Below are 24,481 nucleotides of genomic sequence, written 5' to 3'. Positions count from 1 at the left end.
CAATTTAATTTAAAAAATAGGGTAACAAATCGAAGCTTGTTTTGATATAAGGGTGATAATAAATTAACAACACTCTTAACTCAAAACAATATGAAAACAAGACAAGCAATTTCAAAAATTTCACTAGCGTTAGTTCTAGTGTTTAGCGTTCTATTTACATCCTGTGAAAAAGAGGAAGGTTTCAACGACACATCTTCTGACAGTGACCACAATGACATAGGCGTTATAGATCAAGGCGCAAGTATTCAAAGGGACTTTATGGGTAAAATAATAGATGAATCTTCTATGCCTTTAAGTGATGTAAGCGTCGTAATAGGAAGCAAGGTAGCGACAACGGATGCCAATGGTATTTTTATGATTAAAAATGCTTCTGTTAATGAAAGGCAAGCTTATGTAACGGCAGAAAAAGCAGGTTTTATTATAGGCTTAAAAACGGTAGTGCCTACAGAGGGTATAAGTAATGTGCGTATTATGCTTGTTGCTAAAAACCTAACAGGTTCTGTGTCTTCAGGAACAAATAGTGAAGTGTCTCTAGGTAACGGTGCTAAAGTAAAGTTCGATGGTGCTTTTAAAGATGAAGATGGAAATGCGTACTCTGGTAATGTTGATGTGTATATGTATCATTTAGACCCTGCGCATGCTAATGTATATGATGTAATGCCTGGAAATTTGCAAGCTATAAACAATGACGATGATGAGCAATTACTAGAAACGTATGGTATGTTAAACGTGGAGTTAAAAGGTGATTCTGGTCAGAAATTAAATATAGCAGATGGTCATTTGGCTGAAATACATATGCCATTAGATCCTGCACAAAGTGGAGTAGCACCTTCAACAATTCCATTATGGCATTTTGATGAGGTCAATGGGTATTGGGTAGAAGATGGTGAAGCCGATTTAATTGGTGGTGTATATATTGGAGACGTTTCTCATTTTTCTTGGTGGAATTGTGATGCCCCTTTTCCAACGGTATCGTTTTGTTTAAATGTTGTAGATGATGTAAACGTACCAATTTCTAATGTAAAAGTATCATTAGGAAGAGCAGGAGAGGTCTATCCTAGATATGGGTTCTCAAATGCAAATGGTGAAATTTGTGGATTAATTCCAACAAACGAAACCATAACGCTCACGGCATATGATCAGTGTGGAGCAGTCGTGTTTTCAACACTTATTGGCCCATTTTCAACGGATACTAATTATGGCGACATTGTACTTTCAGGTACTGTAACCGAAGTCATATCAGGTAACTTAGTAAACTGTAGTAATGCTAATGTTACGGACGGTTATGTGAATTTAACTTACGGAAATCAGGAGGCATTGGCTGAAGTTACTAGTGGAGCTTTTGCAATGAATATTATTAAATGTGCTTCCATAAATACGTTTTCTTTAGAAGGAGTAGATTACGATGCATTTCAATCAACAACCGTTTTACCTTTCAATTTAAGCACGCCTAATGTTGGTAGTATTATGGCTTGTAGTACGGTAACGGAGTTTATTTCTGTGCAAGTAGATAGTGATCCTGCAGAGTATCTTTTAATGGGGCTCTATGCGTATCAAGAAGGACCAGTAGGCGGCATGTTTATAGTGTCTGGTCAATCCGAAGATGGTTCAATTGGAGTAGGTGGTGATACAACCACACCAGGTACCTATACAACTCCAGACTTTTGGGTACAATCGTCTATGTTAGATATGGATTATAATGCACCAGATACGCTGCAATTTACTATATCAAATTTTGGACCGATAGGAGGTTATGTCGATATGACTATAACTGGGACCTATACGGATACGAGCGGTGCCGTAAGAAACTTAGCAATCACTATTCATGTGCTAAGAGATAGTTAATAGAAAAAGAAGAATAATACCTAAAGAGCCATTTCATAGTTTGAAATGGCTCTTTTTGAGTTAACATAAATAGGGTATTGGTTAATGGTTTTAAAAGCGTTTAGGTAGATTCATCCATAATATTTCAGGACTGAATAAAATGACAAAACCAAAACATAAAAAAGCGATCATTGTAATAGCTATTATAGTAATCGTTACTGTGCTACTATCATTCTTAGCAAATAGTTTTATTGAACAAAAAATAGGTGAGGAGCTTCAAAATGTTTCCGAATCCACTAAAATCGAGTATACAACTATTTATGCTAATATATGGACAGGTCATGTTGAGGTGAAATCCCCAACAATCCTTGTCTCAGGAGAAACAACTAACAAAACCATTTTAGACGCAAAACTTAAATCTATAGAAATCAATGATGTTGGCTATTGGGATTTACTTTTTAATGATAAAATAACGATTGAATCCCTTGTAATCGATGAGTTGGTAGCAAAATACAAACATAACTCAGTGGTGAAGAATGAGGATTACCAAAGTAGTTTTCTAGATAAGATCAAACAAATTATTCATGCCGAAAAAATCGCAATTACTAAGGCCGATGTATTAATAACGAATTATGAAAGTGATTCTATAATTTTGAGTATTCCTAACTTAAATTTCGAAGTTCTCGACTTACAAATAGATCCTAAAGCATCAACAGCAAACAAGAAAATTACATATAATAATTTTGAATTAAAGGCTGAAAATCTAAAATGGGCAACCAATACCTATGATGATATCTTGGCTGATGCCATACAAATCACCAACAATAGAGCTACATTTAAAGCCTTCAAATTAAAAACTAAATATTCTAAATCAGAATATTCAAAAATTCTCACTAAAGAACGCGACCATTTTAACTTAAACATAGAAGAGATACTGGTTTCAGATATGGATTTTGGACTCAATAGTTCTGAAGACTTTTATTTCAATTCCAAAAAAGTGAATTTAACCGCACCTAAAGCCGAAATATATAGAGATAAATTGGTAGCAGATGATTTGTCGTATAAACCATTATATGGAACATCTCTTAGAGATTTAAACTTCAATTTGGGGATTAATACGGTTGAAATAACTGATGGAAGTCTTTCATATTTAGAAAAAGTAAATGTAGATGAAGAAGCTGGTCGTTTAGATTTTAACAACCTAAATGCTACATTTACTAATTTAGGAAACACATTTGGAAATGATGATACGGCTATTGAAATACAATCAACCTTTATGGAGGATTCACCTTTAAAAGTAAATTGGAATTTTAAAGTTGCTGACACTACAGATCAATTTGTCTTCAAAGCTGATTTAGGTTTTTTCAATGCAGCTCAAATGGATCAGTTTACAAAACCTAATCTTAATGTGGATTTAAATGGTGAATTAAAACAAACCTACTTTACAATTAGTGGTAACCCACAAAATTCTCGTATAGATTTAAAAATGAAATATGATGATTTTGAAGTGTCAATCCTAAAAAAAGACGGTAGAGAAAAGAATAAATTTTTATCGGGTTTAGTCAATCTATTTGTTTCTGAAGATAGTGAGGATGATAAAAAGAATTTCCGTTATGGCCAATCCGAAAATGTAGAACGAGAAACTAACAAATCTGTATTTAACTTTACATGGTTAAATATAAAAGCGGCCTTACTTTCTGCCATGGCAGGCGATGGAGACAAGAAGAAAGATTAATAACTATTCAAATAATCTAATGTCAATTGCGTAAATGCTTTTACTCCGAGTAACATACTACTATCATCAATTTTAAAATCTGGAGTATGATGTGGAAATGATTCAGTTGTACTAGGTGTCATACCTCCTAAGAAAAAATATACGCCAGGAACTACTTCTTGGAAATAAGAAAAGTCTTCGCCGCCAGTTGTTGCCTTTATTATAGAAACATTAGAGTCGCCTGCTGCTTTTTGTAAAGAAGGTAATACCTGTGCTGTTAAGTCAGGATCATTAAATGTGATAGACGTAAAATTTTGAAATGTAATAGAAGCCTCACCACCATAAGCTTTGGCGATCGTCTGCACCATTTCCGTCATGCGTTTTTCAATGTGAACACGCATTTTTGGATCTAAAGTTCTAACAGTTCCAATCATTTCTGCTGATTCCGGAATGATATTAAAACGTGTACCAGACGTAATTTTACCAACAGTAATTACCGCAGCTTCGTTAGTTAGATCCGATTCTCTACTAATAATTGTTTGCAAACCATCTATTATTTTTGCCGAAATCAAAATCGGGTCCACTCCTGACCAAGGTTGAGAGCCATGCGTTTGTTTCCCCTTTACATCAATTACAAAGCGCTCTACAGCAGCCATAATGCCACCCGTTTTATAAGTTATAGAACCAACAGGAGTTCCAGAGTCAATATGAAGACCAAATATAGCATCTACTTTAGGGTTTTCTAAAACCCCTTCTTTGATCATTAATTTTGCTCCACCTTCTTCGCCTGGTGGAGGGCCTTCTTCTGCAGGTTGAAAAATAAATTTGATTGTCCCTTTTATTTTGTCCTTATGTTTTGATAACACTTCAGCCGTAGCCATTAAAATTGAAATGTGCGTATCATGCCCACAAGCATGCATCACTCCGGTTTCCGTATTTAAAAATGTAGTTTTCACTTCAGATTTAAACGTTAAATCGTTTCGTTCTGTAACAGGTAGTGCATCGATGTCTGCTCGCAAAGCAATAACTTTTCCCGGTTGGTCTCCTTTTAAAAGCGCCACAACTCCCGTTTTCGCAATCCCAGTTTCAACGTCTAATCCTAAAGATTTTAAATGTTCTGCTATTTTTTCAGCCGTTTTAAATTCTCTATTTGATAATTCTGGATGCTCATGGAAATGATGTCTCCAAGCTATCATTTTGTTTTCAATAGCATTGATATCGCTTTCAATGGAATTTTGAGCATTAGAAAATAGTGATAAAAACGTGAGGAGTACGGCTAATTGTTTCATGTTAAAAAGATTTCCACTAATATATTGAAATTTAATCAACTAGAATTCTTAATAGTTTGTTTATAATTTATAGTGTTTCTATGCGGAAAACTATGGTACTATCCGTAATTTTACTGATTCAAAAATTTATAGCTTGGAAAAGTATCTCAGTCAGCTTAATGAAGCACAATTAGAACCCACTGTTCAGATCAATGGCCCAATGATAATCATTGCAGGTGCAGGTTCTGGTAAAACTCGTGTACTTACTTATCGTATTGCTTATTTAATGAGTAAAGGCATTGATTCTTTCAATATTTTGGCATTAACCTTTACGAATAAGGCTGCCAAAGAAATGAAAGGAAGAATTGCAGATATTGTTGGTGATGAAGCCAAGAACCTTTGGATGGGGACATTTCACTCTGTTTTTGCTAAGATTTTACGTTTTGAAGGTCATCATTTAGGCTACCCAAGTAACTTTACGATTTACGATACTCAAGATTCGCAAAAATTAATGGGTGCCATTATTAGAGAAATGGGACTCGATAAAGATATTTATAAAACTAAGCAGGTTTATAGTCGAATTTCATCTTATAAAAACAGTCTCGTTACAGTAAAAGCCTACTTTAAAAATCCAGAATTAATGGAAGCTGATGCTATGGCAAGGCGACCAAAAATGGGTGAAATTTATAAAGAATATGTAGATCGCTGTTTTAAAGCAGGAGCTATGGATTTTGATGATTTATTGTTGAGAACCAACGAATTATTAACACGTTTTCCGAATGTGTTAGCGCAGTATCAAGATAAGTTTCGTTATATTTTGGTAGATGAGTACCAGGATACTAACCATTCGCAATATTTAATTGTTCGTGCTTTAGCAGATCGTTTTCAAAATATCTGTGTGGTAGGTGACGATGCACAAAGTATATATGCTTTCCGTGGTGCAAATATTAATAACATTTTGAATTTCCAAAAGGATTATGATGGTGTTAAAATGTTTCGATTAGAACAGAATTACCGCTCAACAAAAAATATTGTTGGTGCGGCAAACTCAGTTATCGAACATAATAAAACTAAGATTGATAAAATAGTTTGGACAGCTAATATAGAGGGAGAAAAAGTAATTGTTCATCGTGCAATGACAGATGCTGATGAAGGTCGTTATGTCGCAAGTACCATTTGGGAAACTAAAATGAATAACCAGCTTAGTAATAGTGAATTTGCTGTATTATATCGTACTAATGCACAATCTAGAGCTATTGAAGATGCCCTAAGAAAACGAGATTTACCATATAGAATTTATGGAGGTTTGTCATTTTACCAAAGAAAAGAAATTAAGGATGTTACGGCTTATTTACGTTTAATTCTGAATTCTGCGGATGAAGAGGCATTAAAACGTATTATAAATTATCCTGCTAGAGGTATTGGCCAAACCACAATAGATAGGTTAGTCGTAGCAGCAAATGCAACAGGTAAAACCATTTATGATGTCATAAAAGATATTGATTCCGTGTCTATAAACATTAATAACGGAACAAAAAATAAGCTTCGTGATTTTATAATGCTTATAGAGAGTTATAAAGTGATGAATCAGACTGCAAATGCATTTGATTTATCCGAACATGTTTCTAAAACAAGTGGATTAATTAGAGAACTCGGAAAAGACGGAACACCAGAAGGTGTAATTAAATTAGACAACGTACAAGAGTTACTTAATGGTATAAAAGATTTTGTAGAAGGGCAAATTGAGTTGGCAGATGCAGGAGATTCTTTAGCTGAATTTTTAGAAGATGTGGCTTTGGCAACAGATTTAGATGGAGATAAAGGTGATCCAGATCATGTGGCTTTAATGAGTATTCACATGGCAAAAGGCTTAGAATTTGGACATGTATTTATTGTGGGAATGGAAGAAGATTTGTTTCCAAGTGCCATGAGTATGAATACTAGAAGTGAACTTGAAGAAGAACGTCGATTATTTTACGTAGCTTTGACACGAGCAGAAAAACAAGCCTATTTAACCTATACACTATCGCGTTACCGTTGGGGAAAGCTGATAGATGCAGAGCCAAGTCGTTTTATTGAAGAAATAGATGATGAGTTTATAGATATCGTTACCCCTTTAAAAGAAAGCCATAATCCAATGTTAGATGCGTCTATATTTGGAGATATTGAACCTAATAGAGTAAGGTTCGCAAAACCGAAAACAGCAAAACTTCAGAAAAAAGAATCTATGAAGACCACGAAGAAACCTGAGAAATTTATTATCAGCACGCCAAAAAAATTGAAACGCGTAAAACATGCGAAAGTTAGTGATGCTTCTAATATTGTAGACTCTAAACTTACCGTAGGTAATACTGTAAACCACCAACGTTTTGGTCGTGGACAAGTTATTAAATTAGAAGGAACTGGAGCGGACGCTAAAGCTGAGATTAAATTTCAGAATGGTGATACTAAAAACTTACTCTTACGTTTTGCTAAGCTCGAAATCTTAAGAACAAAGCAAGACTAAAGATGCGTTTCGATAAACGTTTTTAGTTTTATAGTGGTATCCAATAAATTTAGCCCATCCCAACCATGCCCTTCGTTAGGGTATAAGGTGAATTGGTGGGTAACATTTAACTCCTCAAGTTTATCTCGCATTGCAGTACCTTGAGTTGTTGGAATTAAAGGATCTTCTCCTCCATAGAATAAAATAGTAGGAGGAGAGCTAGACGTTGCTCTATGGTAAGGACTGACCTCTTCTAGAAAATCGGTAGAAGCATTAATTCCATAACTATCTAAAATCTCTTGAAGCTCTAGATTCGTGTTATTTAAGTAAGCAGGATCCGTAAAGTTTGTTGGACCAACAATACTAGCTACCATGTCAACTTTATTTTCTGTATCAAAAGCATAACTCCATAATAAGGATAAATGTGCGCCAGCACTAGCACCTACAAAACCTAAATTATCAGAAACGGTATAGTATGATTGATTGGTCTTTAAATAATTAATTACACTTGTTATATCATTAATTTGCATCGGATAAGGTGGGTTGTTTTCATCTGCCAATCTGTAATTAATATTTATAACAGCATAATTAGGCATTTGATCTTTTATAAAATTCTTAATTTCGTTCATGTCTCCTTTATCTCCAGAAGTCCAGCCTCCTCCATGAACCAAAACAATCGTTTTTGTATCCGTAGTTCGGTTCGCAGGTAAGTACAAATCAAAAACTTGATCGTCATCATTACCATAAGAGATATTAAGTGCTTCGTAAGATTCTGTCGTGTTTAAAGGGGCTAAGCCATCATCATCAGAAGGTTCAGAAGAGCAAGACGTTACTATTGAAAATGACAACAAAAAGATGAATACAAGTTTTAAATGGTTCATATTGAAAAAAATATAGTTACTTTGTATAACGTATTTGAAAGATACATATTATGGCGGAGTTTATTAAAATATATCCTGAAAACCCAAATGCTAGGGAAATTCAAAAAGTAGTTAAAGTATTGAAAAATGGTGGATTAGTAATTTATCCAACAGATACGGTTTATGGCTTAGGTTGTGATATTACCAACATGAAAGCATTAGAGCGTATTGCTCAAATTAAAGGTGTAAAGCTAGAAAAGTCTAATTTCTCATTTGTATGTGAGGATTTAAGTAATCTAAGCGATTACGTAAAACAAATTGATACAACTACTTTTAAAATTTTGAAGCGTGCCTTACCTGGACCCTACACTTTTATTCTCCCAGGATCTAAAAACTTACCAAATCCTTTCAAAAAACGAAAAACAGTAGGTATCAGAGTACCAGATAATTCCATTGCATTGGCTATAGTGGCAGCATTGGGAAATCCTATTGTTTCAACATCTATAAGAGACGACGATGACGTTTTAGAATATACCACAGACCCAGAGTTAATTCATGAAAAATGGGATAAATTAGTGGATTTAGTAATTGATGGTGGCTATGGTGATAATGAAGCATCAACTATTATAGATTTATCTGTAGATCCACCAGAGGTTATTAGGGAAGGTAAAGGTGGTTTAGAAATTTTTTAGACCGTGTTTACTTTTTTTGCCTATAAATTTCTTCAAGGTATAGAATATAACCAACCCAATAATTAGTATTCTTTATATAAAAGGAGCATAATTAAGTTGTACAATTCCTTTTATGTTTTTCTCACTTAAAAATACATTTAAGCGTGTTTATTTGCTTTTCATAGAGTTTTTATGTATTTTTACCGACAAATTAATTTATACCCTTAAGATTTTGAATACAAAAGTAAAAATTTACACAGCTCTTTCGTTATTATTATCAACTTACAGTTTCTCTCAAACAGGACCAGGAGGAGTCACAACGGATAACGAAATATGGCTAAAGGCCGAAAATAGTACTTATACAGATGCTGGTACAACTGAAGGTGCTAATGATTCTGCGATACAACAGTGGAATGATGCATCCGGAAACGGTAACAACGCCTTACAGAGTTCATTTGCTCTTAGACCTAGATTAAAAACGAACGCTATAAATGGCTATTCAGCGTTATATTTTGATGGTAACGATGATAGAATCTTAGCAACTGGTATAGGACAAAACGGTCAAGTAAGTTTATTTGTTGTGCTGCAAGCAACATCTTTTGATAGTAACACTAGAGGTATTATTCAAGCAGGACCATCGGGAACGGCATTCTCAGATGCTATAAATGATAAATCTATTGGAATGTGGGCTACAAATGGAAATATATGGGGAAGAGGTATACAATCTAATGTAACTGTAAAATCATTTAGTAAGACAGGAGGAATAAAGTTACTTGGTAATACTCCGTATATTATTACGCAAGATTATAATGGTACCGATATAATTCAGTATGTGAATGCAACAGATTCTGAAACACTCGGATATGATGGAACTCTACAAAACTTTAGTGATTTCGGAATTGGTAGACAATCTACTACAAGTTTTAAAGGAGACATAGCTGAAGTTATTTTATACAAAAGATCACTTAATCTAGCAGAAACAACAATTGTTGAAAATTATTTATCAGCAAAATATGGTACAGCTTTAGACGGCATTAAAGATTTTTATGTACAAGATAATACTGGTAATGGAGATTTTGACCACAATGTAGCAGGTATTGGTCAAGCATCAGATGGTTCTAATCATTCAGCTTCTAGAGGAACAGGAATTGTTAGTATCAGTACTGCTTCAGATTTAAATGATAGCGAGTATTTGTTTTGGGGAGAAGATACTAAAGACCCAGCATATGATTTTGCATTTAATTCAAACAACAATTCTCAAGAGTTAACGTCAAAGTGGCGCGTTAGTAAAGTAGGTGATTTAGGTACAGTAACAGTAGAGTTTGACATTTCAACTATTACTGCAGCCACAGAAGGCTGTGAAGGCTTACAATTAGTAGTAGCTAATAATGATACTTTTGCTACATCAACAGCTTATAATTTATCAGTTTCAGGAACTACAGCAACAGCAACAGGTGTTTCTTTTGCTGACGACGATTATTTTACGTTAAGTTTCATTTCTGATATTGTTTGGGATGGTACGGATTACTTTAAAGGTTTAGCTGTTACCGACGCTCCAGATACAGGAGATGCTTGTTATCGATTTTTGGTGAAATCAGGTGAGAATGCAGTTCTTAGTGCAAATGCAACTGTGCAATCAGTATTGGTAGAAGCAGGAGGAAGCTTAACTATTGATTCTGGAGTTACTTTATCAGTTACCGATGCGGTGAATTTAACATCTGTTTCTGATAGTTATTCAAGCTTAATTTTAAATGGTAATATTTCTGGTACAATAAATTACGAACGCCATGTGAATATGTTAGGTACAGCTTCAGGTGCTGGAAATGATTTAATTGCAGCACCATTAAGTGGACTTAACTTTGATACTTTTATCGCTTTGGGTTCTCCAACAAACGCATCTAAACTAGCAACTAACGGAACACATTATGCTTTTGGTCCCTATAATAACGCTTCAGGTACTACCGCTTATGAAATTTTTGAAGTAGCTGCTACCACAGCTTTAGAATCAGGAAAAGGATATAGAGCTGCAACTACAACTAGCGACCAAGTATTAACTTTTACAGGAAATGTCGTTACAGGTAATGTTAATACTGCTATTAGTAGTCCTGTTGGTGGAAATGAATGGAATTTAGTTGGTAATCCTTACCCAAGTTATCTTAGTGCTTCTGAGTTTTTAACTGCCAATGCGGCCGCTTTAGATGATGATGCTGAAGCCATTTATGCTTATAATAGCGGGACATATACAGGAAGTGAAGCTACCACTGGTAATTTTACTATTATAAATGCAGCGACTACTGAAACATTAAATATTGCACCTGGTCAAGGATTTTTGGTTGCCTCTAAAAACGCTTCTGGTAATGTGGTTTTTAATAACGGAACATCTAGTACTACAGATATGAGAACATTGACTGGTTCTGATGATTACATTGTAGGTAGATCTCCATCTATGAGTTACAATCTTAAATTAGATCTTGTAGGTTCTGATACGTACAGAACAAGTTTCTACTTTAATGAGGATTCTAGCTTAGGATTAGATCCTGGTTATGATGCTAAAGTGTTTGGTGCAGCACCTGCATTTGCACTTTATTCTCAGTTAGTAGAAAGTAATGAAAACGTTAATTTTGCACTTCAATCTTTAAATACTTCAAATATAAGTGATGTTACTATTCCACTTGGTGTGAATGCTAACCAAGGTGAGCAAATTTCGTTTACTATTTCACAATCTACATTACCAAACACTGTAGAAGTATATTTAGAGGATACGGTTAATAACACCACAACATTGTTAAATTCAGGGGATTATGTATTAACGCCAAATGCAAACTTAAATGGTATTGGTCGTTTCTATCTACGTTTAAGTAATAGTACATTATCTACAAATGTAAATACTTTAGATGCATTAACTATTTACACAAATACAGCCGATAAAACAATTGTTGTTGCAGGTCAGTTAGCAGACGCAACAAAGGCTACGATTTATGATTTACAAGGTCGTATTGTTATTTCGAAAAACTTAATTACCTCTAGTAGATCTCAAGCTATTGATGTGAGTGGATTAAGTACAGGTGTGTATGTTGTAGAGTTGAATAATAATACTCAAAATAAAACACAAAAAGTTATATTGAAATAAGCATGGTAAACGCCATGAATTAAAAGTAACTAAAAGAGTGAAAGCGATGATTTAAATATTAAGCTTTCACTCTTATTGGTTTCTTCACACTATAGAATAAAATCAAACCAATAATTCCTGTTACAAAAAAGCCTATAAAAAGTGGCAATACTGAAGTTTTAATAAAACTACCAATAAAGTTAGCTATAGGGACAGCCATAACGGTAGAAATAAATCCGTTTAATGCGGCTCCAACACCAGCAATATGTCCCATGGGTTCCATAGCTAAGGCTCTATAGTTTCCAAATAAGAAGGCTACACTCGCAAATTGTAACATTAAAAACACCATCAAAACTTCTATTGGTGGATTGATGCCTGACCAAAACGTAATAACAAAAATCAGAGAATTAACGACAAATACAATTAAGGCTATATGGACTAAATTCCACATGCCAAATCGTATAACAATCGCACTATTTAAGAATGTTGATAGTCCAATAGTGACAGCTAAACTGGCAAAAATGTAAGGAAATAAATCTCCTAATTGATACTGCACTTGAAAGATTTGTTGTGATGTACTTAAATACACCATAAAAGAGCCTGTAACAAGTCCTGAAAGTAACGTGTAAATAACAGCAGATTTTATTCTGAAAAAAGTAATAGCGCCAGATTTAAAATTTGCGAGCCGAAACGTTTTTTTGTATTTCTCATGTAATGTTTCTGGTTGTCGTTTCCAAAACCAAAATATTATTAACGATCCAAAAGCTAAGTTTACCGTAAAAATGGAGTGCCATCCAAAGTGATTTAACAAAAACTGACCTAACATTGGAGCAATTACAGGCACTAAAATAAAGGTCATGGTGACAACGGATAAAATTTTTGCCATATGATCTCCACTGTAAGAATCTCTAACAATAGCAGTACTCATTGTTCTTGGAGATGACAAACCAATACCTTGTAAAACCCGACCAAAAAGCATCATTTCAAAACTCCGTGTTGTGATACAAATAATGGAAGCTATAATAAAGACACCAAAACCAAAATACACCATAGGCTTACGTCCAAAACTATCGGATAAGGGGCCAAAAATGAGCTGCCCAAAACCTAAACCTAAAAATATCGTTGTAATTAATTTTTGATTTTCGGTTTCGTTGACACTATTTAAGTAATCTCCAATTTTAGGTAAAGCAGGCAGAACGGCATCAATCGATAATGCTACTATAGACATTAACGCTGCCATTAATACTACAAATTCTAGTTGAGATCGTTTTTGATTTTGCATTGGGCAAAAGTAAGGCAATTATTACCTATTTTTGAATTGATGTTATTCTTATATCAGATATTAATATTCAATAATTACATAGTATGCTAACAGACGCATTAATAAAGTTATTCAAAAGAGATCTTAATCAAGTGATTGAAGAAATTAGACTGTATAAGCATGAATCTAATCTTTGGAAGATAGAAGGAGCAGTAACCAATTCTGCAGGAAGTTTATGTACTCATCTTATTGGAAACCTGAATCATTTTATAGGAGCAATTATTGGTAATTCAGGCTATGTAAGACGGCGTGATTTAGAACTTTCATTAAGAGATGTTCCAAAACAGGAATTAATTCAACAGCTGGAAGATACTTTACGTATTGTAGAAAGTACTATAAAAAGTTTAACTCTTAAGGATTTAGAAAGTGAATATAAGCTTCATGTTTTTGGAGCACCTATGACTACTGAATATTTCTTAGTTCATTTAAGCTCGCACTTAGCCTATCATTTGGGACAAATAAATTATCACAGACGATTGCTAGATAAATAGAATACTACTCTTAATTACAAAGGAATATTCCCATGCTTGCGATTAGGTTTCACAACATCCTTATTTTCAAGCATGCTAAACGCTTTAATTAATTTGCGTCGAGTGTTTTCAGGTAGAATAACATCATCTACAAAACCACGTTCGGCAGCACTATAAGGGTTGGCAAACAATCTAGCATATTCCGCTTCTTTTTCTTTCAATTTAGCATTTTTATCGTCTGCTTGAGAAATTTCACGTTTAAAGATAATTTCAGCTGCTCCTTTTGCTCCCATAACGGCAATTTCGGCATTTGGCCAAGCGAAGTTCATGTCAGCTCCAATATGTTTAGAATTCATTACATCATAAGCTCCTCCATAGGCTTTTCTTGTGATTACTGTAATTCTAGGCACTGTTGCTTCGCTAAACGCATATAGTAATTTGGCACCATTAACGATAATACCATTCCATTCTTGGTCAGTTCCTGGTAAGAATCCTGGTACATCTTCTAATACTAATAAAGGTATATTAAAGCAATCACAGAAACGTACAAAACGCGCTGCTTTCTTAGAACTATTAACGTCTAAAACTCCAGCTAAAAACATTGGTTGATTAGCAACAATACCAATACTTTTTCCACCTAAACGCGCAAAACCGACGATGATATTTTCGGCATAATCTTTATGGATTTCATAAAAGGAGTCTTCATCAATAATACCTTTTATAACATCATGCATGTCATAAGGTTTATTTGGATTCTCTGGAACAATTGAAGATAACACATCTCTAACTTCGTCTTTAAGTTCAAAAGGAATATCGTCTGCTTTTTCCTTATTGCTCTGTGGTAAATAGCTCAATAGTTGTTTAATGTCCTCTAAACATTCCACATCATTAGACGCCGTTTTATGAGCCACACCAGATTTAGATGAATGCACACTGGCTCCACCTAATTCCTCACTTGTTACTTCTTCATTAGTAACCGTTTTTACAACATTTGGACCAGTAACAAACATATAACTTGTATCTTGAACCATAAGCGTAAAGTCCGTCATAGCAGGCGAATAAACGGCTCCACCAGCACAAGGTCCCATAATAGCAGAAATCTGCGGAATTACTCCAGAAGATTGGACGTTTCTATAAAAAATATCAGCATAACCACCCAATGAACGCACGCCTTCTTGGATTCGCGCTCCACCAGAATCGTTAAGACCAATAAGTGGTGCGCCTACATTAACGGCCATGTCCATTATTTTACATATTTTTTCCGCATGGGTTTCGGATAATGAACCACCGAAAACCGTAAAATCTTGAGCAAATACATATATCAATTTGCCATTTACGGTGCCATAACCTGTCACAACACCATCACCATAAAATTGCAGATCAGCCATACCAAAATCTTTAGTTCTATGAGTCACTAAGGCACCAATTTCTTCAAAAGAACCTTCGTCGAGTAGGTACATAACGCGTTCTCTTGCGGTTAGTTTTTTATTTTCGTGTTGTTTGTATATTCTAGGTTGTCCTCCTCCTAATTTGGCTAAAGCTAATTTATCGTTAAGAATTTTGATCTTGTCTTCCATGCTTATTATTTTTTCTCGCGAAAGCGCAAAGGCGCAAAAGTTGTATATGATGTTGTTAAGTTGTTTGTCGTTTAGTGGACTTTAATAATTGAAAATTCTGTAAACTAAGATTGTGATTGAAAACTAATTTGGTACTTTTAATAGTTTCTGCTCCATTAAAAAATGTTTCAAAGCAATTTTTGCAGCAATTTCAGCTTCTAACATTTCCTGATCTTCTAAAAGACTTTGAGAAAAATGTTTTTTTACAAAATGGGTATCAAAATTTCCGCTTCTAAAGGCTTCATGCTCAAAAACAAAGCGTCCAAATGGTAAGGTAGTTTCAACTCCTTTTATATGATAATTGTCTATAGCTTTTATCATGAGTTCAATCGCTTCTTCACGTGTTTTACCATAAGTAATTAATTTCGAAAGCATTGGGTCGTAATAAATTGGGATGTCCATGCCTTGTTCAAAACCATTATCAACCCTTATGTTTTCTCCTTCGGGTAGTGTGTATACTTCAAGATTTCCAACACTTGGTAGGAAATCATTCATAGGATCTTCAGCATAAACACGAAGTTCTAATGCATGACCATTGATTTTTAAATCCTCTTGCTTTAGATCTAATTTTTCACCTCTCGCCACCTTTATTTGAAGTTCAACTAAATCGACTCCAGCAATCCATTCGGAAACAGGATGTTCAACTTGAAGTCTGGTATTCATTTCAAGGAAATAGAAATTAAGGTTTTCGTCTAAAAGGAATTCAACGGTTCCAGCTCCGATATAATCACACGACCGTGCGACATTAATAGCAGCTTGTCCCATTTTCTCTCTTAATTCTGGAGTTAAGGCAACAGAAGGTGCTTCTTCAACTACTTTTTGATGGCGACGTTGAATGGAGCACTCGCGTTCAAACAAATGAATAACATGGCCATGCATATCAGCCATAATTTGAATTTCGATATGTCTTGGTGAAGCCACATATTTTTCAATAAATACGGAACCATCACCAAAAGCATTTTTAGCTTCACTGATTGCTCTGTCCATTTGCGATTCAAATTCAGCTTCGTTTTCAACAATACGCATGCCTTTTCCACCTCCTCCAGCAGAAGCTTTTATCAGAATAGGAAAACCAATACCTTTCGCTATCTTTTTAGCTTCAGGAATGTCTGTAATGGCCTCGTCTGTACCCGGAACCATTGGAATATCATAAGCTTTTACGGTTTCTTTCGCCGCTAATTTGCTTCCCATTACTCGAATAGCTTTTGAACGTGGTCCAATGAATAGGATATTATTCGCTTCACATAATTCGGCAAAATCAGCATTCTCACTTAAGAAACCATAGCCAGGATGAATGGCATCAACATTGAGCTCTTTTGAAACTTCAATAATTTTATCACCTCGTAAATAAGATTCATTTGAAGGTGCTGGACCAATACAAACTGCTTGGTCTGCATGTTTAACATGTGGTGAATTTCGGTCTGCTTCAGAAAATACTGCAACGGTTTTAATACCCATTTTCTTTGCGGTTCGCATGACTCTTATGGCAATTTCTCCTCGGTTTGCTACTAGTAGTTTTTTCATCTTAAAGGCCTGCGAAAGCAGGTGTCTTTTTTAATTATACTTATTTATCTAAAGGTGCTCGATACATTCTAACTAAATAGTCAGAACACTCGAACTGATGATTGGTTTATTCAAACTCAATTAAAAGTGAATTCTTATCCACGGTTTGTCCTTGTTTTACCTGAATGGACTTTATCACACCATGACGTGGTGACTTAAGAACATTTTCCATTTTCATGGCTTCTAAAATCATTAAAGCATCATTATCTTGTACCTCTTGGCCTACTTTTACGTTGATTTCCAGAATTAAACCAGGCATTGGTGCTTTTATGTTATTGACTTGTTTTGACGCTCCAATTTCAAAACCTAATTCTTCAATTTGCAGATCTAAAGCATCATATATATCCACTTCATAAGTGCTATTGTTTACTTTAATAGTATATAGTTTATTATTGAAATCAGCAGATATGATTTCAGCTGTTATAGGCGTATGATTTTGAAGAATATGGTATTGATTATGGGCTGTTTCTACAGTGTCTAGTTGTTGACTATCTTCATTTGAGACATTAAAAATATAGGAAGTATTAACTTTGATTTTGTACATGAAATTGCGTTTTTTAGGTGATTTATATTAATATATCACTAAATCCACTGCAAAATATGAAATTTATCAGGTTTCTTATGTTATAATTATGAATATTATAAAGATTTAAAGTATGAATTTTCCTGATGTCGTTTTATTGCTTTTCGTGATAATACGATTCCAATAATTAAAGACACAAAAGCACCAATGGAAATTCCAGGAATAAAATTAATAAACAAGAAGAAGTCATAGGCTCCGTGAAACAAAACGGCTAATAATAATCCTGCTATGTTAAGTAGAACTCTGTTATTTGAGAATTTAGCTTTGCCCATGAAATAACCCATAAGTATTCCGAAGGTCGCATGAGCAGGAACGGCTGTAAATGCTCTAAGTATCGCCGTTTGATATCCACCATCAATCACATACATTATGTTTTCAGTACACGCAAATCCCATAGAAACCATAACAGCATAGATGATACCGTCATAAGGTTCGTTAAACGCTTTTTTGGGTTGTGCATAATATTTTACAATTACATATTTACTGAATTCTTCAGATAAGGCAACCACTATAAAGGCTTGTATAAACTGTTGACCAACACTAAATTGATCCGTAATGGGTATAAGTCGTCCTGTGAAAAAGTATAATACAAAAACAATAAAAACACTAATGATAGCTCCAAAAAGAAAGCTTTTAATCAAAAGGCCTCTTGGTTCTTTTTCGTGTTTATCTTGAACGTAAATATATAGAAGAACGGCACAGATAGGAGCGATGGCTAATACGAGTAGATTCATAAATCAAAAATAATTAAAAAAGCAATAAAAGTTGCTTTCTGCTTTTTGTGTCTAAAAAAACATACACTATGTTAGTTATAAAGTGACTTGTTAAAACAGCAATAGCAGCACCTGTAACATGCCAAATAGGAATTAGTAAGTAACATAAAATCACATTAGAAACGCAACCAATAATGAATCTGTATACGTTTTTCTGAAGATCGTTTGTATTGATTAGGTGTTTTTCGTAAATCATTCCTATAAACACAAAAAGGGGAGCCCAACAGAATATTAATAAAGGAGTTTTAGCTTCGGCAAAGCTCTCTGTAAAATAAGTGCTTAAAATAATAGTCCCGAAGAGTGTATATAGGACACCGATGATTATGGCCAAAGTGCACATAATTTTTAGTAGCCTTCTTATTTTTTTGATATAAAGTGGCCTGTTATTTTGAAAGGATTCTGCAAGAGAGGGGTATAGTGCATTGATGATAGAAAATCCGATGTTCCAACTCAAAGCGATCACTAAAAATTGAACGGTAGCAAAGATGCCATTGGCATGATCTCCTAGAAAATATTTTAAAAACAGCTCGTCAATTGTGATATAAAACATAATTAAACTGTTCGAAATTATCAAAGGAAAAGACATCTTTAGCAATGATTTTCCTAAAGGCCAAGAAAAGGTCCATTGTTGAAAAGAAAACTGCTTTTTATACTTTAAAATGAGCGTGTAAATTAAACCTTGAATAAAAAAATCGAGGATTATAAGTTTGGCAAAATAATAGACATCTAGCTGATGTTTAACACCATAATATTGCAACGACACAATAATAATTAAGCTCGTTATTTTACTCAGGAATATAATTTTTGTCTGTTTTTTTGCTAGTAAATAATATTCAAAAACATCAGTAAGCTTAAAAAGATAACTAATGGTTATGATATAATACAATCCTTTTAAAGGACTACTTTCGGAGACGTTAAAATAGATAAGTACTCCCATTATAATAATAATCCAACTTATAAGGCGAAGGTAAAACGCAGTCGCTAATATTTGCTGACTTCGTTTGGGATGAAATACAATTTCTCTGATACAAATACTAGATAGACCTAAAAAAAACAATGGAGTCAACATCCCCAAAACGGATTCCACAAATTTGAGTTTTCCTATATCCACAGTACCTAACAGGCTAAAAATTTGAGGAACAATTAAAACACCTGTAATAAGTTGTATAAGTTTTTCTAAAGTAAACCATTTGGTCGCAATAAAATCTTTTTTACTAAAAACCGATGTCATGTAGTATATTTAGGTGTTCAAAGATATAAAAACCAATTCCTTTTAGTCATTTCAAAGTTTATTATTACATTCGTTTTTCAATCCATTAGATGACTCCAGAGTTTCTTCGTCGCTATTATATATTACGCATTATTTCAAACCCTAAAGTTTATGGTATTGAAAAAAATGGGTTTATCCCTTTGGAAGATTTACAAAGGTCTTTAGATCAGTTGCGTGCCGATAATATGGACGATCCGCTTTACGATAAACTGAATCTACACAGTCAAAAAACCATTAAGCGTGATCTGGATAAAATTAAATCCTATTCCCAAGTTATTATTTTACACAAGCGGAATTACGGCTATTATATAGAAGGTTATGACATTAGCGATGCCTTAAAAGAAATTTACGAGAAAACAGAACTTTATCTCTTACATCATCATGCTCATGCATGGAAAACGTATGTAACCACAGCACGTAGTTCGTTGAGTTCGCAAGTGGATCTGGTACCTCTAATTCATGCTATAGAGCAACATTTGTTAATTGAAATAACCTATCATGGTTGGTATGATGATAGTTTTAAAACCATAAGTGGCTTTTTTCAGGCGCTGCACATTAAGGAAATTAATAAAGCTTGGTATTTAATGGCGTATAATGAGCGCTATGGCATTTATGCCTTTTGTTTAGATAATAGAATAAAGAGTTTATCTATAAGCAAGCAAAAAGTTAAAGAACCCGTAGTTTTTAGCTCTGAAGACTATTTTAAAAATGTTATTGGCATTTTAAAATCAGACATCAATGCGGAATGGATTCATATACAAGTAGCCAATCACCATTTTAAGTATTTAGAAAATAATCCATTACATCACTCTCAACAAATTGTAACACGTCCTAAAGAACTAGACACGCACAATTTAGACTACAAAAACTCTAATATTTGGGGAGAAATAAAAGTGTATGTGGAACCTAATTACGAGTTTTTAATGGAAATCTTAAAGTACAACCTTTGGGTTAAGGTGGTGAGTCCATTACATGTAAAAGCTTATGTAAAGCATCATTTGGAGTTGATGCTAAACTATTATAAATAAAATCTTATCTTCTAGAGTTGCTTGTCTTGTTGTTTTTTAGGACATACTGAATTTAATTAATTATCGAATCTTAAAGACTTGTATTGAAACGAACACATTTTGTCTATTTCATAAATAGATTTGTATATTATTAAATACAATCTAGGTATGGCAACATATAAATGTCTTAAGTGTGGCATTCATAAAAATGACACATTAAACTCTCAATTAAATACTAGTCTTACTTGTGATGTTTCGGATAATAATACTGAAACTATGTTCCATAATTGGACTAAGATTTCAGAGGAAGATTGGGACTTTAATTAACTTGTTAAAAAAAAATCAATTGCCAAACCCAACCCGCCCATACCACCGCACTGAAATATACCTGCTTTTCACCAACGTAAAAGCACAAATGCATCAACAAGCTTTAACTAGAGGTGGAGATGGTGTAGCGCTTTACACAGATTGCTATACCGGTGAAACGTTGCGTGGTGGCGATAGATATGATTACGAACACATCCGCTCATCAGAAAGTATATTTATGATGTATAGAGATCGTTTAACTAATACAGAAATTGCAGAAGTAGTTAATTGTCCAGAAAATGTCGCAGTGACATTAAGAACGATTAATCAATCGAAAGGAAAAATGAGAATGGAGGCTTGGATGGCTAATTCTACTAATATTTCAAATCACAACATAAATGCGACTATAGCTAAAAGCGCTATTTCTAATGCTGATTTAGGAATACAGAATAAGGTAGAAGAAATATTGTCTCGCAGGTAAAATTATGTTTTTAAACAAAGAGATCTTTCTAATATTGATAAAAAACTAATTCGCCTAAAATATGAAACAGACATGTTTTGACTATTTCAGGTTTACTTTTGAAAAAGCTAATATTTAGGGGGTTTTCTTTTGAAAATTGAATTCTAAGTTTATAAAATATTTACGATTTGAAGCCATTAAATACGATGTAGGGATCGCTATTTAAATATTGATTAATAGGTTTCAGCCGTAATTAGCTGAAAAAAGCCTCAACCGAATAGGTTGGGGTTTTTATTTTAATAGGATTATTAATTATTTCAGCTTAAGTAATTTGTTCTTTATGGCCTTATGTACTTTAAGGTAATAGTCATAATTACTCGCAACAAAATGCATATTAGTTTTACTGTTTTTTAATAGAGATTCAAAGTCATCAAGTGTTACTAATTTTAGTGCTTCAACTTCTGATTCTTGTTTGACTAAGGTGTTTAATGGCACTGTCAATTCAGCGCTATAAACTTGATGAAATTCATTATCTTGAATTTTACCATCGGCATAACGCGTTTCATGAAGAAATGTCCCGATTTTATCAAGATGTTGTGGTTCCAGCTTTAAACCAATTTCCTCTTCAGTTTCTCGTAAAGCCGCTTCAATAAAAGTTTCACCAGCATCAATGTGTCCAGCTACAGAAACATCCCAAAGTAAAGGGTAAATAACTTTTTTGTGAGAGCGTTGTTGTAAAAGAATTTCACCTTTAGTGGTGTACAACCATAAATGAATAGTGTTATGGTACAACCCTTTAGCATGTGCTTCTGATTTTAAAGCGGTTTTCCCTGTAGGTTGACCTTGTTTTGTAACAATATCTAGTAGTTCGTCCATAGTTGTAAGAAGACCTCAGAGGTTTTGGAAATCTTTGAGGTCTTGAAAATTATTATTTTGCTAAATCTAGCTTAGCTAGTTATTTAAAATAACTAAACGTTTCTCCGTCTTCTATTTTCAATAATGTTTCATAAATTAACTTAATCACATTTTCTACATCGTCTCTATGTACCATTTCTACTGTGGTGTGCATGTAACGTAAAGGCAATGATATCAGTGCAGAAGCGACACCACCATTGCTATAAGCAAAAGCATCAGTATCAGTTCCTGTTGCTCTAGAAAGTGCAGCACGTTGAAAAGGTATTTTATTGGCTTCAGCAGTATCTGTAATTAAATCTCTTAATTTTTGTTGAACAGCTGGAGCGTAAGCGATAACTGGACCTTTTCCGATTTCAGCATAACCTTGTGTTTTTTGCTCAATCATTGGAGTCGTTGTATCGTGCGTTACATCTGTAACAATGGCAACATTAGGCTTAATAGTTTGTGTAATCATTTCAGCACCACGTAAACCTATTTCTTCTTGTACAGAATTGGTAATATAAAGTCCGAATGGTAATGTCTTTTTATTTTCTTTCAATAAACGCGCAACTTCAGCAATCATAAAACCACCCATTCTATTATCTAAAGCTCTGCAAACAAATTTGTCTTTGTTTAGAATATGAAATTCATCTGGATACGTAATTACACACCCCACATGAACACCCATTTTTTCAACTTCTTCTTTGTCTTTTGCTCCGATATCAATGGTAATATTATCTGGTTTTGGAGCTTGTTCTTTAGCTTTACTTCTGGTATGAATTGCTGGCCAACCAAAAACACCTTTAACGATACCATTTTTGGTGTGGATATTTACAATTTTACTCGGAGCAATTTGATGATCACTTCCTCCGTTTCTAATCACGTAGATTAATCCGTTATCCGATATATAATTGACATACCAAGAGATTTCATCAGCGTGTCCTTCAATAACAACTTTGTATTTTGCCTTCGGATTGATAACTCCAACCGCAGAACCATAGGTATCCGTGATAAATTCATCTACATATGGTTTAAGGTAATCCATCCAGATTTTCTGTCCTTCCCATTCATAACCCGTAGGAGAGGCATTATTTAAATATTTTTCGAGGAAATCGATTGATTTTTTATTGAGAATGCTTTTTGAAGCCATAATAACTATTTTGAATTTCTGTAAAAATAAAAGGATTTCCTAAGCTTTTAATGTCTTTTGAAAAAATTTTGTAACAAATTCGTCTATTTTTACACTAATTCATCAACGAACCTTAAACTTAAATTCAAAATCATGAAACATTCATCCTGAAAATTTGATGATCCTTCGAATTATTAATTAGGATGTTCCATGTAACCTTAAAAAATAAATAAAAATAAACTCATGAAGCTAGTTATAACCAACCTTACTAAAACATATAAAAATGGTGTTAAAGCCATTGATAATCTTAACCTTGAAATCGGAACAGGAATGTTTGGGCTTTTAGGACCAAACGGAGCTGGTAAGTCCTCATTAATGCGAACAATCTCTACATTGCAAAGTCCGGATTCTGGGTCTATAATGTTTGGTGATATCAACGTCTTAGAAGATAAAATGGCATTACGAAAAGTATTAGGTTATTTACCACAGTCATTTGGAGTGTATCCAAAAATGTCAGCAGAAGCATTATTAGATTATTTTGCGACTTTAAAAGGTATCAGTTCAAAAACGGACCGACAGGCCATCGTAAAAGAAGTTTTGGATATTACCAATTTATATGATGTACGTAAAAAACATGTGGCTGGTTATTCTGGTGGTATGAAACAGCGTTTTGGTATTGCACAATTGTTATTAAATAATCCAAAATTAATTATCGTAGATGAACCAACCGCAGGATTAGATCCCGCAGAACGTCATCGATTTTTAAATGTTCTAAGAGAAGTAGGTACCAATTGTACAGTAATTTTTTCAACCCATATTGTTGAAGATGTAAAGGAACTTTGTAACGATATGGCAATTTTAAATGGTGGACGCATTTTAAAACAAGCCACACCATCTCAGGCAAGAGCAGAATTACAAGGTCGTATTTGGACGAAAGTTATAGATAGAGATGATTTAGAAGCGCACGAAGCACAATACAATTTATTGTCTTCTAATTATAATGAAGATAATTCACTTAATATTCGTGTTTTTAATGATTCGCAACCCAATGAGGACTTTAAATCTGTTGAAGCACAATTAGACGATGTGTACTTTATAGCACTAAAGCAAGACGAACCAGTAAGTGCCGTTTAATTTTTTAATCTAAAAAGTACATCT

The 24,481-nt window shown here is 34.0% G+C and carries 20 protein-coding genes; 10 read left to right on the top strand and 10 right to left on the bottom strand.

Annotated features, from left to right (window positions below):
• Positions 1-90: 90 nt before the first annotated feature.
• Positions 91-1,845, top strand: a complete 1,755-nt coding sequence (locus tag HM992_RS14355; RefSeq protein ID WP_179320167.1) for a hypothetical protein — start codon at positions 91-93, stop codon at positions 1,843-1,845.
• Positions 1,846-1,984: 139 nt separating this feature from the next.
• The gene (locus tag HM992_RS14350; protein WP_179320166.1) at positions 1,985-3,559 is read left to right on the top strand and encodes a hypothetical protein; all 1,575 of its coding nucleotides are present in this window, start codon (positions 1,985-1,987) and stop codon (positions 3,557-3,559) included.
• Here HM992_RS14350 and HM992_RS14345 read toward each other — a convergent pair.
• The gene (locus HM992_RS14345) at positions 3,556-4,827 is read right to left on the bottom strand and encodes an amidohydrolase (RefSeq protein WP_179320165.1); all 1,272 of its coding nucleotides are present in this window, start codon (positions 4,825-4,827) and stop codon (positions 3,556-3,558) included. The two genes, HM992_RS14350 and HM992_RS14345, sit on opposite strands and share 4 nt — an antisense overlap.
• 133 nt (positions 4,828-4,960) lie before the next feature.
• On the opposite strand from HM992_RS14345, the gene HM992_RS14340 reads away from it, so the two are divergent.
• Positions 4,961-7,312, top strand: coding sequence for an ATP-dependent helicase (locus tag HM992_RS14340; RefSeq protein ID WP_179320164.1), 2,352 nt, complete (start codon positions 4,961-4,963; stop codon positions 7,310-7,312).
• On the opposite strand, the gene HM992_RS14335 is transcribed toward HM992_RS14340, so the two are convergent.
• Positions 7,309-8,172, bottom strand: a complete 864-nt coding sequence (locus HM992_RS14335) for an alpha/beta hydrolase (protein ID WP_179320163.1) — start codon at positions 8,170-8,172, stop codon at positions 7,309-7,311. The two genes, HM992_RS14340 and HM992_RS14335, sit on opposite strands and share 4 nt — an antisense overlap.
• Positions 8,173-8,222: 50 nt before the next feature.
• Between HM992_RS14335 and HM992_RS14330 the strand changes: the two genes are divergently transcribed.
• Both HM992_RS14330 and HM992_RS14325 read left to right on the top strand, forming a co-directional pair.
• Positions 8,223-8,843, top strand: coding sequence for an L-threonylcarbamoyladenylate synthase (locus tag HM992_RS14330; RefSeq protein ID WP_179320162.1), 621 nt, complete (start codon positions 8,223-8,225; stop codon positions 8,841-8,843).
• A 211-nt stretch (positions 8,844-9,054) separates the two neighbouring features.
• Positions 9,055-11,952, top strand: coding sequence for a T9SS type A sorting domain-containing protein (locus HM992_RS14325; protein WP_179320161.1), 2,898 nt, complete (start codon positions 9,055-9,057; stop codon positions 11,950-11,952).
• A 58-nt stretch (positions 11,953-12,010) separates the two neighbouring features.
• Here HM992_RS14325 and HM992_RS14320 read toward each other — a convergent pair whose 3' ends face one another.
• Positions 12,011-13,213 carry a multidrug effflux MFS transporter gene (locus HM992_RS14320; protein ID WP_179320160.1) on the bottom strand — a complete coding sequence of 401 codons (1,203 nt, stop codon included), beginning with the start codon at positions 13,211-13,213 and terminating at the stop codon, positions 12,011-12,013.
• Positions 13,214-13,296: 83 nt separating this feature from the next.
• On the opposite strand from HM992_RS14320, the gene HM992_RS14315 reads away from it, so the two are divergent.
• Positions 13,297-13,743, top strand: a complete 447-nt coding sequence (locus HM992_RS14315; protein WP_179320159.1) for a DinB family protein — start codon at positions 13,297-13,299, stop codon at positions 13,741-13,743.
• 14 nt (positions 13,744-13,757) lie between these two features.
• On the opposite strand, the gene HM992_RS14310 is transcribed toward HM992_RS14315, so the two are convergent.
• The 5 genes from HM992_RS14310 to HM992_RS14290 all read right to left on the bottom strand — a co-directional run bounded on the left by HM992_RS14310 (position 13,758) and on the right by HM992_RS14290 (position 19,488).
• Entirely contained in the window at positions 13,758-15,299 is a 1,542-nt protein-coding gene (locus HM992_RS14310; protein WP_179320158.1) for an acyl-CoA carboxylase subunit beta, read from the bottom strand.
• Between the two features lie 123 nt (positions 15,300-15,422).
• Positions 15,423-16,862 (bottom strand): acetyl-CoA carboxylase biotin carboxylase subunit, encoded by a 1,440-nt coding sequence (accC, locus tag HM992_RS14305; protein ID WP_179320157.1) that lies wholly within the window; start codon positions 16,860-16,862, stop codon positions 15,423-15,425.
• Positions 16,863-16,968: 106 nt separating this feature from the next.
• Positions 16,969-17,445, bottom strand: a complete 477-nt coding sequence (locus HM992_RS14300; protein WP_179320156.1) for an acetyl-CoA carboxylase biotin carboxyl carrier protein subunit — start codon at positions 17,443-17,445, stop codon at positions 16,969-16,971.
• Positions 17,446-17,540: 95 nt separating this feature from the next.
• Entirely contained in the window at positions 17,541-18,218 is a 678-nt protein-coding gene (locus tag HM992_RS14295; RefSeq protein WP_179320155.1) for a PrsW family intramembrane metalloprotease, read from the bottom strand.
• Between the two features lie 13 nt (positions 18,219-18,231).
• On the bottom strand, positions 18,232-19,488 hold the full coding sequence (locus tag HM992_RS14290) for a flippase (RefSeq protein WP_179320154.1): 1,257 nt from the start codon (positions 19,486-19,488) through the stop codon (positions 18,232-18,234).
• A gap of 89 nt (positions 19,489-19,577) precedes the next feature.
• Between HM992_RS14290 and HM992_RS14285 the strand changes: the two genes are divergently transcribed.
• The 3 genes from HM992_RS14285 to HM992_RS14275 all read left to right on the top strand — a co-directional run bounded on the left by HM992_RS14285 (position 19,578) and on the right by HM992_RS14275 (position 21,321).
• Positions 19,578-20,555 (top strand): helix-turn-helix transcriptional regulator, encoded by a 978-nt coding sequence (locus HM992_RS14285; protein WP_179320153.1) that lies wholly within the window; start codon positions 19,578-19,580, stop codon positions 20,553-20,555.
• 147 nt (positions 20,556-20,702) lie between these two features.
• A complete protein-coding gene (locus tag HM992_RS14280; protein WP_179318028.1) occupies positions 20,703-20,861 on the top strand; it encodes a hypothetical protein in 159 nt (52 codons plus the stop codon).
• An 88-nt stretch (positions 20,862-20,949) separates the two neighbouring features.
• Positions 20,950-21,321, top strand: coding sequence for a hypothetical protein (locus HM992_RS14275; RefSeq protein ID WP_229720502.1), 372 nt, complete (start codon positions 20,950-20,952; stop codon positions 21,319-21,321).
• Positions 21,322-21,612: 291 nt separating this feature from the next.
• Here the strand turns inward: HM992_RS14275 and HM992_RS14270 are convergent, their stop codons facing one another.
• Both HM992_RS14270 and HM992_RS14265 read right to left on the bottom strand, forming a co-directional pair.
• On the bottom strand, positions 21,613-22,176 hold the full coding sequence (locus HM992_RS14270; RefSeq protein WP_179320152.1) for an NUDIX hydrolase: 564 nt from the start codon (positions 22,174-22,176) through the stop codon (positions 21,613-21,615).
• 79 nt (positions 22,177-22,255) lie between these two features.
• Positions 22,256-23,344, bottom strand: coding sequence for a M42 family metallopeptidase (locus HM992_RS14265; protein WP_179320151.1), 1,089 nt, complete (start codon positions 23,342-23,344; stop codon positions 22,256-22,258).
• A 222-nt stretch (positions 23,345-23,566) separates the two neighbouring features.
• On the opposite strand from HM992_RS14265, the gene HM992_RS14260 reads away from it, so the two are divergent.
• Positions 23,567-24,457 carry an ABC transporter ATP-binding protein gene (locus HM992_RS14260; RefSeq protein WP_178985634.1) on the top strand — a complete coding sequence of 297 codons (891 nt, stop codon included), beginning with the start codon at positions 23,567-23,569 and terminating at the stop codon, positions 24,455-24,457.
• The last annotated feature ends 24 nt before the right edge of the window (positions 24,458-24,481 follow it).

It is taken from the genome of Winogradskyella helgolandensis, assembly GCF_013404085.1.
Lineage (GTDB): Bacteria > Bacteroidota > Bacteroidia > Flavobacteriales > Flavobacteriaceae > Winogradskyella > Winogradskyella helgolandensis.
Note: the sequence above shows the minus strand (reverse complement) of the source record. Positions and strands in the feature narration are given on the sequence as shown.